Source organism: Parabacteroides sp. KHUB-02 (assembly GCF_056640955.1).
In genome coordinates this window covers 2841598-2856780 of the sequence record NZ_JBWQEV010000001.1, presented here as the reverse complement: position 1 = coordinate 2856780, position 15183 = coordinate 2841598, and the positions used below count along the sequence as shown (strand labels likewise).

The 15183-nt window shown below is 46.5% G+C and carries 11 protein-coding genes; 10 read left to right on the top strand and 1 reads right to left on the bottom strand.

Annotated features, from left to right (window positions below):
• The first annotated feature begins 1 nt into the window (after position 1).
• From clpX to mutL, 9 genes are all read left to right on the top strand, one after another.
• Positions 2-1234 (top strand): ATP-dependent Clp protease ATP-binding subunit ClpX, encoded by a 1233-nt coding sequence (gene clpX / locus ACYIA1_RS12660; RefSeq protein WP_005867105.1) that lies wholly within the window; start codon positions 2-4, stop codon positions 1232-1234.
• Between the two features lie 32 nt (positions 1235-1266).
• On the top strand, positions 1267-3447 hold the full coding sequence (gene recQ, locus ACYIA1_RS12655; RefSeq protein WP_005853936.1) for a DNA helicase RecQ: 2181 nt from the start codon (positions 1267-1269) through the stop codon (positions 3445-3447).
• Between the two features lie 214 nt (positions 3448-3661).
• Positions 3662-5137, top strand: coding sequence for an IMP dehydrogenase (guaB, locus tag ACYIA1_RS12650; protein WP_005853938.1), 1476 nt, complete (start codon positions 3662-3664; stop codon positions 5135-5137).
• 108 nt (positions 5138-5245) lie between these two features.
• Positions 5246-6832 carry a peptidylprolyl isomerase gene (locus ACYIA1_RS12645; RefSeq protein ID WP_057326857.1) on the top strand — a complete coding sequence of 529 codons (1587 nt, stop codon included), beginning with the start codon at positions 5246-5248 and terminating at the stop codon, positions 6830-6832.
• Between the two features lie 13 nt (positions 6833-6845).
• Positions 6846-7700 carry a hypothetical protein gene (locus tag ACYIA1_RS12640; protein WP_005867108.1) on the top strand — a complete coding sequence of 285 codons (855 nt, stop codon included), beginning with the start codon at positions 6846-6848 and terminating at the stop codon, positions 7698-7700.
• 25 nt (positions 7701-7725) lie between these two features.
• Complete coding sequence (locus tag ACYIA1_RS12635; RefSeq protein WP_009017967.1) at positions 7726-9090, top strand: peptidylprolyl isomerase; 1365 nt, start codon at positions 7726-7728, stop codon at positions 9088-9090.
• The gene (locus ACYIA1_RS12630; protein WP_005867109.1) at positions 9087-10688 is read left to right on the top strand and encodes an OstA-like protein; all 1602 of its coding nucleotides are present in this window, start codon (positions 9087-9089) and stop codon (positions 10686-10688) included. The genes ACYIA1_RS12635 and ACYIA1_RS12630 overlap by 4 nt, the downstream gene beginning before the upstream one ends.
• A gap of 29 nt (positions 10689-10717) precedes the next feature.
• Entirely contained in the window at positions 10718-11020 is a 303-nt protein-coding gene (locus ACYIA1_RS12625; RefSeq protein WP_005867110.1) for a hypothetical protein, read from the top strand.
• On the top strand, positions 11020-12867 hold the full coding sequence (gene mutL / locus ACYIA1_RS12620; protein ID WP_480335434.1) for a DNA mismatch repair endonuclease MutL: 1848 nt from the start codon (positions 11020-11022) through the stop codon (positions 12865-12867). The genes ACYIA1_RS12625 and mutL overlap by 1 nt, the downstream gene beginning before the upstream one ends.
• Before the next feature lie 51 nt (positions 12868-12918).
• Here the strand turns inward: mutL and ACYIA1_RS12615 are convergent, their stop codons facing one another.
• Positions 12919-14190 carry a VapE domain-containing protein gene (locus ACYIA1_RS12615; RefSeq protein ID WP_081024239.1) on the bottom strand — a complete coding sequence of 424 codons (1272 nt, stop codon included), beginning with the start codon at positions 14188-14190 and terminating at the stop codon, positions 12919-12921.
• Between the two features lie 314 nt (positions 14191-14504).
• On the opposite strand from ACYIA1_RS12615, the gene ACYIA1_RS12610 reads away from it, so the two are divergent.
• Complete coding sequence (locus ACYIA1_RS12610) at positions 14505-15101, top strand: HU family DNA-binding protein (RefSeq protein WP_009017970.1); 597 nt, start codon at positions 14505-14507, stop codon at positions 15099-15101.
• Positions 15102-15183: the final 82 nt, after the last annotated feature.

The following is a 15183-nucleotide window of genomic DNA, read 5'->3' as shown; positions in this document are numbered from 1 at the left end:
TATGGCCAAAACAACAGGCGATACATGTACGTTTTGCGGCAGGAGTAGCCGTGATGTTAATTTGCTTATCAATGGGATCTCTGGTTGTATTTGCGATGATTGTGCCCGGCAGGCGTATGAGATCGTAAAGGAGCAGACAGGAGGTAAGAAAACTTCTTTTGGTTTGAAGCAGAAAGATCTGCCTAAACCGGAAGATATCAAGACTTTCTTGGATCAGTACGTGATCGGGCAGGATGACGCGAAGCGTTATCTGTCGGTATCGGTGTACAACCATTACAAGCGTTTACTTCAAAAGGTTACCGCCGATGATGTAGAGATTGAGAAATCTAATATTATCATGGTGGGCGCTACCGGTACGGGCAAGACTTTGTTAGCCCGTACGATCGCTAAGTTATTGCATGTCCCGTTCGCTATCGTGGACGCTACGGTACTTACCGAGGCAGGTTACGTGGGGGAGGATATCGAGAGTATCTTGACCCGGCTATTGCAAGCGGCGGATTATGATGTGGAGGCGGCCCAACGGGGTATTGTCTTCATCGATGAGATCGATAAGATCGCACGTAAGAGCGATAATCCGTCTATCACTCGGGATGTCAGCGGTGAGGGTGTACAGCAAGGTTTGCTGAAACTTCTAGAAGGATCGATCGTGAATGTGCCTCCTCAGGGGGGACGTAAGCATCCGGAGCAAAAGATGATCGCGGTGGATACGAAGAATATCCTGTTCGTTTGCGGTGGTGCTTTCGATGGAATCGAAAAGAAGATCGCTCAACGCTTAAATACCCGTGTGGTCGGTTATTCGGCTAGTTTGGGTACGGCTACCGTAGACCGGAATAATTTACTGAAATACATCACCCCGACTGATTTGAAGTCGTTTGGCTTGATCCCGGAGATTATCGGTCGTTTACCTATCCTCACGTATCTGAATCCGCTGGATCGTGATACGCTTCGTAACATCTTGACCGAGCCGAAGAACTCCATTATCAAGCAATATGTCAAATTGTTCGAGATGGATGGCATTAAGCTGACGTTCGATGAGAAAGTCTATGAGTTTATCGTGGATAAGGCGCTTGAGTTTAAGCTGGGTGCCCGTGGGTTACGTTCAATCGTAGAGGCCGTGATGATGGACGCTATGTACAGTATGCCATCTCAAAAAGTAAAGGAACTCCATGTAACGTTGGAGTATGCGAAAGAGAAATTTGAAAAATCGGACGTGAACCGTTTACAGGTCGCGTAAACGTAGGCGGTTTACTATAAATAATACGAAGTATGGCAAAGAAGGATCATTTAACAGAAGAGCTAAATCGGCACTTTGGCTTCGGTACCTTTAAGGGGAACCAGAAGGCTATTATTGAGAACGTGCTGGCCGGGAAGGATACTTTTGTATTAATGCCGACGGGGGGAGGTAAATCCCTTTGTTATCAATTACCATCCATACTAATGGAAGGAACCGCGATCGTGATATCTCCGTTGATCGCTTTGATGAAGAATCAGGTGGACGCGATGCGGAATTTCAGTGAGGAAGATGGGGTCGCCCATTTTATCAATTCCTCTTTGAATAAGTCGGCTATCGACCAGGTGAAATCGGATATATTATCAGGACGTACCAAGTTGCTGTATGTAGCACCGGAGTCCTTGACCAAGGAAGAGAACGTGGATTTTCTGCGTCAGGTAAAGATCTCTTTCTATGCGGTGGACGAGGCGCATTGTATCTCGGAATGGGGACATGATTTCCGTCCGGAATATCGAAGAATCCGTCCGATTATCAATGAGATCGGTAAACGTCCGTTAATCGCTCTGACCGCTACCGCCACACCTAAGGTGCAGCACGATATCCAGAAGAATCTGGGTATGATAGACGCTACAGTCTTTAAATCATCCTTCAACCGCTCTAATTTGTATTATGAGGTTCGTCCGAAAGGAACGAATATAGACCGCGAGATCATTAAGTATATTAAAGCCAACGAGGGTAAATCGGGTATCGTATATTGTTTGAGCCGTAAAAAGGTGGAGGAATTTGCCGACATCTTGAAAGCCAACGGGATAAAGGCGTTGCCTTACCATGCGGGAATGGATTCGCAAGTACGTTCCGCCAATCAGGATGCCTTCCTGATGGAACAGGCGGATGTGATCGTGGCTACGATCGCTTTCGGTATGGGTATCGACAAGCCGGATGTCCGTTATGTGATTCATTACGATATCCCGAAGAGCCTAGAAGGTTATTACCAGGAAACCGGTCGTGCCGGTAGGGATGGCGGAGAAGGCCAATGTATCGCTTTCTATGCTTATAAGGACTTGCAAAAATTGGAGAAATTCATGCAAGGAAAGCCCGTGGCCGAACAGGAAATCGGCAAACAGTTGCTTTTAGAGACTGCGGCCTATGCCGAGACTTCCGTCTGCCGGAGAAAAGTGCTATTGCATTATTTCGGTGAGGAATACCTGGAAGATAATTGTGGTAATTGTGATAATTGTTTGAACCCAAAGAAGCAGGTGGAAGCGAAGGAATTGTTAAGTGCGGTACTGGAGGTTATCAGTACGTTGAAAGAAAAGTTTAAGGCAGATTATATCGTAAATATTTTGGTAGGTAACGAAACCTCCGAAATCCAAAATTACAAGCACAATGAATTAGAGGTCTTCGGTTCCGGACAGGACGAGGATGATAAAACTTGGAACGCCGTTATTCGCCAGGCTTTAATCGCTGGCTATTTAGCGAAGGATATTGAGAATTATGGTTTGCTGAAAATCACGGAAAAAGGTAAGGAGTTCATGAAGAAGCCGGTATCGTTCAAGATTACCGAGGACAATGAATTCGAGGAAGAGGAAGAGGAAGTTCCGGTTCGTGGGGGAGCCTCTTGTGCGGTAGACCCGGTTCTTTATTCCATGATGAAGGATTTGCGTAAGAAATTATCCAAGCGGTTGGAAGTTCCGCCTTTCGTGATTTTCCAAGATCCCTCTTTGGAGGCTATGGCTACTACTTATCCGATCACGTTGGACGAGTTGCAGAATATCCCGGGAGTGGGCGCTGGTAAGGCGAAACGTTATGGCAAGGAGTTCATTGAGTTGATCAAGAAACATGTAGAGGAGAACGAGATTGAGCGTCCGGAGGATTTGCGCGTACGTACGGTCGCTAATAAGTCCAAGTTGAAGGTCTCAATCATTCAGCGGATCGACCGCAAGGTGGCGCTGGACGAGATCGCGTTGACTAACGGACTTGAGTTCACCGAGCTTTTGGATGAGATCGAGGCGATCGTATATTCCGGTACACGTATCAATATCGATTATTTCTTGAATGATGTGATGGATGAGGATCATATCGAGGATATTTACGAGTATTTCAAGGACTCGGAGACCGACGGTCTGGAAGACGCCATCGAGGAATTAGGCGGTGACTATACGGAAGAGGAGATTCGCTTGGTCCGTATCAAGTTCTTGTCTGAAATGGCAAACTAATGGAAGGGTGGCCCGGTTCCACTCTAAAGAAAAAACAAATAAAGAAGCTTATTGTTCCTTCCGAAAGAGATTTATTTTTCCTTCGGAAGGAATTTTGTTTTCGTTCGGATGAAAGTTTATTTTCTTCTGAATCGAATTTTTAATTTCTCCCGTATCGATTTATTGCGTGAAAAGTCGTATATTTGCACGCAATAATTTTTAAAGCATAAGTTCTATGTCATTTATTGCAGACAGGGTCGTTATGGATGGGTTAACGTTTGACGATGTATTGTTAATCCCAGCTTATTCGGAAGTTCTTCCTCGTAATGTCGATCTCACGACAAAGTTTTCACGTAATATCACATTGAATATACCGATGGTATCGGCCGCTATGGATACGGTTACCGAGGCCAAGTTGGCTATCGCTATCGCCCGTGAGGGAGGTATTGGTGTGATTCATAAAAACATGACGATCGCCGAGCAGGCAAAGCAGGTCCAGACCGTTAAACGTGCGGAGAATGGAATGATCTATGATCCGGTGACTATCACGAAGGGCAAACGTGTGGCGGATGCCTTGGCAATGATGGCTGAATATAAGATTGGCGGTATTCCCGTGGTGGATGAAGGCGGGTATTTGGTTGGTATCGTGACGAACCGTGACTTGCGTTTCGAAAAGGATATGAACCGCTCTATCGATGAGGTGATGACGAAAGAGAATTTGGTCGTAACCGGACAATCTACGGATATGGAGGCCGCCGCTCAGATCCTTCAGGAACATAAGATCGAGAAGTTACCGGTGGTTGATAGCCATAATAAGTTGATCGGCTTGATTACCTATAAAGATATAACGAAAGCGAAAGATAAACCGAAGGCTTGCAAGGATTCGAAAGGTCGTTTGCGTGTAGCTGCCGGTGTAGGCGTTACGTTCAATACCTTCGAGCGTGTAGCCGCTTTGGTGGATGCTGGGGTGGATGCTTTGGTGATCGACACGGCACATGGTCACTCAAAAGGTGTGGTGGATGTCTTGAAACAGATTAAGGCGCAATATCCGCATATTGATTGTGTGGTCGGTAATATCGCTACGGGCGAGGCTGCTAAATATTTAGTGGAAGCCGGGGCGGACGCCGTGAAGGTAGGTATCGGTCCGGGTTCGATTTGTACAACTCGTGTGATCGCTGGTGTGGGTGTTCCCCAGTTGTCGGCTATTTACGATGTGGCGAAGGCGTTGGAAGGAACTGGTGTGCCTTTGATCGCTGACGGTGGCTTGCGTTACTCCGGTGATATCGTGAAGGCGATCGCCGCTGGTGGATCTTCCGTGATGATGGGATCTCTGTTGGCGGGTGTAGAGGAGTCGCCGGGCGATACGATTATCTTCAATGGCCGAAAGTTTAAGTCTTACCGTGGAATGGGGTCGTTGGAAGCTATGCAAAAGGGGTCCAAGGATCGGTATTTCCAAGATGTGGAGGACGACGTGAAGAAGCTGGTTCCGGAGGGAATCGCTGCCCGTGTTCCGTTTAAGGGTTCTTTGTATGAGGTCATTTACCAAATGGTAGGTGGTTTACGTGCGGGAATGGGTTATTGCGGGGCTCATAATATCGAGGAGTTGCATAAAGCTCGTTTTACTCGAATCACCAATGCAGGTGTGCAAGAGAGCCATCCGCATGACGTAGCGATCACGCAAGAGGCTCCGAATTATAGCCGCGGTGAATAGTAATACAAGTTTTACGTTTTATAAAAAACACTAATTTAATGGGATAGCATACTTTTCTTGTCGGCTCTCCGTTAGATTAGTGTTATTTTTGTAATGTATATTCGTGCTATGGTAAAAGAATTTTTGATGAAAAAGTTACTTATTTCATTAGGGGTATTCGCTTGTGTGACAGTTAACGCTCAAACCGCATCCGATTCGGTCGTTATGATGGTCGCTGGAAAACAAGTGCCTTTATCTGAATTTATTTTTATCGCAGAGAAGAATGGAGAGGTGGATTTATCGAATACAAAGTCCGTCAAAAACTATGTCGAGCTATTTAAAAATTTTAAGCTAAAAGTAGCGGAGGCGGAATCTTTAGGGATCGACCAGACATCCTCATTCAAAAGTGAGCTGGATGGATACCGGGCTCAGTTGATCGATAGCTATATGTCGGATAAGGAGGGTGAGAAAGCGGCTGCCCGTGCGGTATATGACCGGGGGGATCACTCGGTAGAGTTGACCCACATCTTATTCCGTTTGCCGGAGAAGACGGTCTCCAAAGATACGGTAGCTGTATATCAAGAAGCCATGCGAGTATACGAACGTCTCCAGAAAGGAGAAGATATGGAAACAGTCGGAAAAGCTTTGGCCGAGAAGGACAAGGAGCATGTCGCTTGCGAATATGTACGTTGCTTGCTCCCGATGCAATCCCTGAAAGTGTTCGAGGATGCCGCCTATTCTTTGCCGATTGGCGTGGTGTCTGAACCTGTTCGCACGAAATTAGGATTTCATTTAATAAAAGTCCATAGCCGCAAACCTAATCCGGGACGGGTACGTGTCGCTCATATCTTGATCGCATTCCCGAAAGATTCCGCTATTCAGGACTCATCGGCTTTTCTGGCAAAAGCGCAAGCTGTCTATAAGCAAGTACAAGAGGGTGCGGATTTCGGTGAGTTGGCGAAAGAGTATTCGGGGGATGCGGCTTCCGCTAAAAAAGGGGGGGTATTACCTTGGTTCGGGATCGGCGAGATGGTCCAGCCTTTTGAGCAAGCCGCTTTTGCGTTGAGCAAGCCGGGTGATTTATCCGGGGTGGTGGAAACTCGTTTTGGTTACCATATCATTAAGTTGATCGATAAGAAGGGACGCCCTTCGTTTGAGGAAGAGGAAAAAGCCTTGTCGAGACGTATGGGGCAGGGTGAACGTAACTTCGAGTTATATAAAGCTTTCGACGATCGTATGAAAAAAGAATACGGATACGTTTTCTATCCGGAAGCCTATGCGGAGCTGCAAGCGTTATGTAATGATTGTTTCCCCACGGACGAGGCGTTTTATGAGAAAGCGAAGGATATGAACAAGACGCTTATGCAATTGGATGGAAAGGATTTCCCGCAAGCGGAGTTCGCTTATTATATCCAACGTTGCCCGTTCTCGACAAAAACGTATGCGGGTGATTTTATGCAAGAGGTCTATGATTTGTTTATCCGCGATATCGTAACGACCGCCGAGCGTAAGAATCTGGAGACAAAACATCCGGAGATCCCTCATTTGATGCAGGAGTACCGGGATGGGATTCTGTTGTTTGAGGTCAGCAACCGGGAGATCTGGAGCAAACCCTCCGCCCAGCAGAAGGTGTTGGAAGCGAAGTGGATTGCGGATTTGAATAAAAAATATCCGGTGACTGTCAACTGGAAATTATTGAAGAAACTAAAGAAATAAAATAAAGATAGATATGAGGATAGTCTTCATGTTCCTAGCGTTCGTTGTGTTGTTGGGTGCCTGTAAAGGTTCTCAGCCAGCTGATACTACGGATGTCTTGGTTAGCGTGAAAGGACGTACCCTAAATCGTTCGGAGGTGAATAAGCTAATACCCCGGGGGATTTCCTCCGCTGATAGTCTGTTGCTGGCCGAGAGCTTTACCAAGAAATGGGTAAAGGATGTATTGGTGTACGATGTGGCTTTGCGTAACTTGGGGGATGAGAAAGAGGAGGTCGATAAATTGGTAGAGGAGTACAGGCGTTCCTTGGTTCGTTACCGTTATCAGGAACGATTGGTGGAGGAGAAGCTGAAAACTGATATCCGGGAAAGTGATAAATTAAACTATTACGAGGAAAACCAGAAAAAGTTTATCTTGGATAAAGGCTTGATCAAGGGATTATTCTTGAAAATCCCGGTTGATGCCCCGGGACTTACCGACGTCAAAAAGTGGTACAAATCCACAGATGTGGCCTCTTTAGAAAAAATTGAGAAATATAGTGTGCAAAATGCCACGATTTATGAGTACTTTTACGACAAATGGGTTGATTTCGATGAGGTAATGGATAATATACCGATCCATGTGTCGAATCCGAATGCGTTTCTGAAGGCGAATAAGTATGTTGAGGTGGCGGATAGCAGTTATTGTTATCTGTTGAATATCAAGGAATATTTACCTTCCGGCAGTGTGGAGCCATATGATTATGCCAGTCCGCACGTCACGGAAATGCTGGTCAACCAACGAAAAGTTGAATTCTTGAAAAAATTTGAAGACGAGTTATATAACGATGCGATCCGGAGCGGTGACGTGGAATTCCATTCCGAGCCGTGATCTCTAATTTTATAAATGGGTAGACATGATGAAAAAGATTTTAAGTGTATTCTTTCTTGCCTGTTGTTCTTGCATTGTAATGGCGCAAGACAATGTGATCGATGAAATTGTGTGGGTGGTAGGAGATGACGCTATTTTACGTTCGGATATTGAGACGCAGCGTTTGTATAATCAAAACGAGGGGGTCCGTTTGGATGGCGACCCGTATTGCGTGATCCCGGAGCAGATGGCGATACAGAAACTATATCTGAATCAAGCAAAGATCGATAGTATCACCGTGAACGAGAACCAAGTGATCCAGAGCGTGGATCAATGGATGAACATGGCTGTGAACCAAATCGGGTCTCGCGAGAAATTGGAGGAATATTTCGGTAAGAAATTTTCCCAGATCAAGGATGAGCGTAAGGAGATGGTGCGGGAGCAGCAGGTAGTGCAACAGATGCAGCATCAATTGATCGGCGAGATCAAGCTGACACCTTCCGAGGTGCGTAAATATTTCAGCCAGTTGTCTCAGGATAGCCTGCCGAACATCCCTACGACAGTAGAGGTGCAAATCGTTACCTTGGAACCGAAGATTCCGTTTGAGGAAACAGACGCTATCAAGGCCCGCTTACGTGATTTCACGGAGCAGGTTAATTCCGGCAAGATGGAATTCTCCACGTTGGCCCGTTTGTACTCGGAAGATCCGGGTTCGGCGTCTCGAGGTGGTGAGCTGGGTTTCATGAGCAAGACACAGCTGTTGCCGGAGTTCGCGAACGTCGCGTTCAACTTGAAAGACCCGAAACGTGTCTCCCAGATCGTACAGACGGAGTATGGTTACCATATCATCCAATTGATCGAGAAGCGTGGAGACCGTATTAACTGCCGCCATATCTTATTGAAACCGAAGGTTTCCGATAAGGAGTTGGCGGATGCTACCACTCGTCTGGATTCATTGTACAATGATTTGCAGGCGAATAAGTTCACGTTTGAGGAAGCCGCTACATTCGTCTCTTACGACAAGGATACACGTAATAATAAGGGTTTGATGGTAAACCAAGATTACGAGAGCAGCAATATGGGAACCCCTAAGTTCGAGATGCAAGAACTTCCACAGGAAATCGGTAAGGTGGTATATGACATGAAAGTCGGAGAGATCTCCAAGCCTTTTACCATGTTGACGAACAAGCAGAAAGAGGTAGTAGCTATTGTTAAGCTGAAAGCTCGGACGGAAGGACATAAGGCGAATTTGGCCGATGACTTCCAAGCTTTGAAAGCGATCGTAGAGGCTAAGAAACGTGAGGAATTATTGAACGACTGGATCACGAAGAAACAAAAATCAACCTATGTGCGTATTAGTGACGGCTGGAGGAATTGTGATTTCAAATATCCGGGTTGGATTAAGGAATGAGACTAATTAACAGGTTATTTCTAGCGCTCTTATCGTGTGCTTTATCGGTTGGCGTATTTGCGCAAACGCAAGATAGCACGGTGGTAGCCGCCAAAGATAGTGTCGCTCCCAAGAAGACGAAGGTCTTTTTGGAGCATGCGAATACGCTTTCGTTCGATAAGGAGAGGAACGCCGAGGCTCAAGTACTGAATGGTGATGTTTGTTTTCGCCATGATAGTTCGTATATGTATTGCGATAGCGCATATTTCTTTGAGCAGACCAATTCCTTGGAAGCGTTTAGTAATGTCCGGATGGAACAAGGGGATACCTTGTTCGTGTATGGAAATTACCTGTTTTACGATGGAAATACCCAGATCGCTTATTTGCGGGAGAATGTCCGCATGGAGAATGGGCAGGTTACCTTGTTTACGGATAGCTTGAACTATGAGCGAATCCCGGATATCGGATATTATTTCGACGGAGGTCTGATTGTCGATTCCTTGAATCAGCTCTCTTCTTTTTACGGGCAATATTCGCCTAGTACGAAATTGGCTATCTTCAATGATAGCGTCCGTCTGGAGAATGAGCAATTCACGTTGTATTCCGATACCTTGCATTATAATACGGATTCGAAGATCGCCACGATACTCGGACCATCCATTATCGTGTCGGATAGCGGCACGATCTATTCTTCTAGGGGTTGGTACGATACCGTGAATAATACCTCTTTGCTATTGGATCGTTCTCAGGTGGTTTCCGGCGACCGTATCTTGACGGGCGACTCTATCGCCTATAACCGGGAACTGGGTTTTGGGGAGGCGTTCGGTAATATGAGTCTGCAAGACACGGCGCAGCATGTCATGCTGGAAGGCCAATATGGCTTTTACAATGAGAAGACCGAGTATGCTTTCGCTACGGATAGCGCCCGTTTCTTGGAATTCAGCCAAGGGGATACATTGTTTCTGCATGGTGATACCTTGAAGATGACTACGGTGGATTCCCTTTATCGGGAGGTGAAAGCTTATTACGGCGTCCGTTTCTATCGGACGGATATGCAAGGTGTTTGTGATTCGATGCAGTTTAATACGAGAGACTCTATATTATATATGTATACGGACCCTATCGTTTGGAATGAACAGTATCAGATCTATGGGGATACGATCTTGATATTTATGAATGATAGCTCGATCGATTTCGCTCACGTGAAGCAATTCGCTTTCGCGATACAGCAAATCGATTCTACCGCGTTCAATCAATTAAAGGGAAATGACTTGAAGGCTTATTTCGAGGGACAGGTCGTGAATCAGATCGATGTGTCGGGCAACGCCGAATCGATTTTCTTCCCATTGGAGAAGGACGGTTCGATGGTCGGCATGAACGAGACCAAGAGCGGTTTCCTTACGATCTGGCTAAAAGACAATAAGTTGGATAAACTGAAGATCTGGCCGACTCCAACAGGTACGATGACCCCTATTCCTGATTTGAAGCCCGACCAGAAATACTTGAAAGACTTTTATTGGTTTGATTATATCCGTCCGAAAGATAAGGATGATATTTATCAGGTCGTGAAAAGAAAAGCTCAAGATGCTCCGAAAAGAAGCAATAAATTCGTACATTAGCGTCGTATTCATAATTAATAGGTAAAGCTATGGCACTTTTCTCGTTTTATAACATGCGTAAACCGCGTCAATATGATCATAAGCCTATTTATTGGGACCCCCATAAGGAAGCCTTGGAGGAACGTATAAGTAAGGTCAAACGTGAAATGGGTGTAGAGGAATCGTTGGAGGAATATAAGCCGCATATCAAGGGAACTTTTATTGAAGGCACCTCACATTTGAAGAGAAGCGTGGGGCGGGGCGAGGATTCCCGGGCTCGTAAGTATAAGAATGTGAAACTGGCGGTAGCCTTGGCTGTCTTGGCTGCTTTCTTTTGGTATTTGTTCTGGTAATGAGCGATATCATTCATTTACTTCCGGACCATATCGCCAATCAAATCGCGGCGGGAGAGGTGATTCAACGTCCGTCCTCTGTCGTTAAAGAGTTGGTCGAGAATGCGGTGGACGCTGGCGCTTCCAATATCCAAGTGAACATTAAGGATGCGGGTAAGACATTGATACAGGTGATCGATGACGGGAAAGGTATGTCCGAGACGGATGCTCGCATGGCTTTTGAGCGGCACGCTACTTCTAAGATTTCTACGGCCGAGGATTTATTCTCTTTGCATACGATGGGTTTCCGAGGTGAGGCATTGGCCTCTATCGCCGCTGTCGCCCATATAGAGTTGCGTACCCGGGCTAGAGGGACCGAGCTTGGCACTTGCCTATCCATCGCGGGTTCCAATTTGGAGAGTATCGAGCCGGAGGCTTGTAACGAGGGAAGTATCTTCTCGGTAAAGAATCTTTTCTTTAATGTTCCCGCCCGCCGGAAATTCTTGAAGTCGAATGAGACGGAATTCCGGAATATCATCAATGAGTTCGAGCGAATCGCCTTGGTGAATCCGCAGGTGGGTATGTCTCTTTATCATAATGACGCAGAGATATTCAATCTGCCCGAGTCGGGGTTACGTCAGCGCATCATTAATATATATGGTAAGAGTTTAAACCAGAAGTTGCTCTCTCTGGATGCCCAAAGTTCCATGGTGACTATTTCCGGTTTCGTGGGGCGTCCGGACTCGGCGAAGAAGCGAGGGGCATTGCAGTTCTTTTTTGTGAATGGTCGTTATATGAAGCATCCTTATTTCCATAAGGCGATCATGCAGGCCTATGAGCAATTGATTCCTGCCGGGGATATGCCGAATTATTTTGTTTATTTCACGTTGGATCCCTCCTCGATCGATGTCAATATCCATCCGACAAAGACGGAGATTAAGTTTGAGAACGAGCAACCGATCTGGCAGATCTTGATGGCCGCTACCCGGGAGGCGTTGGCTAAATCGAGCGCTATCCCTACGATTGATTTCGACGTGGAGGATGCGATCGATATTCCTGTTTACAACCCGGTCAAGAAAAGTGAGCCTAGTACTTATAAGGCCCCGAAAGTGCAAGTGGATTCCAGTTATAATCCGTTTGACACTACTTCCTATAAAAAACCGGAATTCGATTGGTCTAAATTATATCAAGGGTTTGAGAACGATCGAGTGGCTGCCCAACTGGAGTCCGAGAGTTTCGAGGATGCCCCGATCGAGGAATTGCCGGCCGAGGCTTCGAACCCGGAAAACCTGTTTACGGAGGTAAGCAATCCTTGCTATCAATATAAAGGGCGATATATCGTGACATCCTTGAAATCGGGTCTGGCGATTATTGATCAGCATCGTGCGCATGTGCGTATTTTGTTTGACCAATACCTGTCGAATATCCGTCAGCAACAAGGTGTATCCCAACAAGTCTTATTCCCGGAGATCGTAGAGTTTACCGCTGCCGAGGCGGCTGTACTGCCTTCCTTATTGGAGGATTTGCGCTTCGTCGGCTTTGATCTGAGCAATCTGGGAAATGACAATTACGCGATCAATGGCCTGCCCGCCGGTATAGAGAACCTTGATCCGGTGAACTTGGTAAAGGATATCGTGGACCGGGCGATCGAGACCGGATGCGAGGTGCATGAGAAGATCTGCGAAGCCATCGCCTTGTCTTTAGCGAAAGCCGCCGCTATCCGTCCCGGCAAATCCTTATCCTTGGAAGAGATGGATCATCTGATCGCCTCCCTGTTCTCTTGTCCGGACTCGAACCTGACCCCGGATGGAAAAACGATCATCTCCATGTTGACAGATGAGGAGCTGGAGAGAAGATTTAAGTGCTAGGGATGATTTCGATGACATACGTTTCACTGGCCGCATTTGCTTGTGCTACAGCTAAATCCTGTGAAACGTGTGAAGGGTGAGCGGCACTACTTGATAAAGATTGCCGTAGCGGGTGTGTTTACGCTCTATATGGAGGGCGGTCAGTACCTTTCCGAAATTGCTTGCCGTGCTACCGCGCATGGCTGCTGGGTTCTTTTCCTTTAATATCTGGAAAATGGAGGCAGCTGATAGTGGATGTACATTTAGGTCTCCCGGACATGCGGCCCGGAAGCAGGCGTGGAACACATCTTCCTCGATCGGACGTTTATAGAAAGCCTCATTCGATCGCATGATCGCCTCCTCCTCTCCGGAGGTGAACCAATGGCGCTCTCCTTTTTGTAACTCGTCTTTCAGCTGGGCGTAGATTTGATCATGCTCGATACCTTCGCAATTAATCTTGCTTTGCACCTCCACGCATAGGAAACGGCGGCTTCCCGTGGGGTCGCTTAATAGGTTCTTCTGGTTCGTAGTGCCAATAAATGAGGCTAGGCGGGGTAGGGGGTGGAAATGCTTGGCGTGTGCCTTGCGTACGTTCATCCCGGCCATCTGCATCCAATTTTTCAGCAAAGCCATTTTACGGTCGGGCAACCGGTCGAACTCATCGAGGTTGATGAGTCCGAACAATCCAAGCTTCTGCTCCATTTGCGTCGAGGCGCTAAGGTCTACGCTATCCGTGTAATAGCGGACTAGCGAAGATGGCATCAGCGACTTGCAAAAGGTAGACTTCTGACATCCTTGACGCTCGCTGACTAAAATGGGAGCCAAGCTATTTGCGTGCATTCGGTCCGAACCCATCCATTGCGAGGCCAAGGCGAGCATCCAGCGATGAAACCCCTCCACCCATAACGGTTCTGAGGAGACCCGTCGTGCCAGATCGCTTACCCGGTCTTTCCCGTCCCATTCGGGTAACCGCTCCATATATTGCCGGAAAGGATGATACTCTTTTACCTCTTTTGAATATACGAAACGATTCACATCCCGATCCCAGCAATCGATCCCCGTCCGTCTTGCCTCCATGCAAATGCTATTTAGGTCACGTTGCGTCACCGGATAGAAGCGATCCGCTTCTGATCGTTTGTATCGATATTCAGTCTCCTCGCTCAACAAGTTGAAACGGAACTCGATGATTTCTTGGAGGAAAGTCTCCAGACTCTTTTGAAGGATTGAGTTATTGTCGCTAAATCGTTTGGCTTTACCTTCGGTTTGGTGTGGTATGGTGATTGGCCCGTTTGGTTTTAAGAAGCGAAGCCATAGTTGGCCCAAAAAATCCGATACAGTTTTCATGATACTATGTTTTAGAGGTTATTTTTACCGTTTTCTTCTGCGAATATAGGTTGTTAACTTGAAGTTTTCCAAATATTTATATTATCATTTGAAATAAAAGTAATCTGTCCAAAATACTAGGAAGAACTCTTGTTTAGGTGATATGAATGTAGTACCTTTGTTAAGTACCTATAATCTTTTCACCTATGTGAAAAGAACGTATCACAATCATGAAACGATCGTTTCACATAGGTGAAAAGATCATATCACCCTTGTGAAATGACTAATAGCATACGATGTTCCTATGAATAACCTTTTAATCTCATACTAGATATATGGCAGCAAAATATGACTTTTACAAGACTCCGGTATCGAAGGATAGCATGAAACGTCCTCGTTTTCACGCACGTATCGTATCATCTGGCACGATCGATACGGATGATCTGGCCAAACGTATCCATGGTCGATGTACGGTCACGCCGGCAGACGTGGCCGCCGTGCTTATCTCTTTAAGCGAGGTGACAGCGGAATATTTGCGTGAAGGAAAACGTGTACATATCGATGGGTTGGGGTATTTGCAAGTCACGTTGCAATGCCCGGCCGTACAATCCACGCACGAGATACGTGCGGAGTCCATCCGTTTCAAGTCCGTGGCTTTCCGTCCCGAGGTAGAGCTGAAAGATAGCTTGAAGACGATGACGCTGGAACGAGCCAAGTACAAATCCCATTCCCGCCAATTAGGACCTGAGCGCATCGACCAATTGCTCGCAAGCTATTTTGCCGAGCATGAATATATGACCCGTGTCGCTTTCCAGCGGCTTTGCGGACTGACGAGTAGTACGGCCAGCCGCCGTCTGCATCAATTCGTCGAGGCGGGTAAATTGCGTGATATCGGCACCCGTCACCAGTCGCTTTACGTGCTGGTTAGGTAAATCGTCGATCCGATCCCATTGCTTTCACAGGCTTCACAGGAACTCGTTTGATTTAAGGGGATTGAGTTTGTGTGAAGCCCGT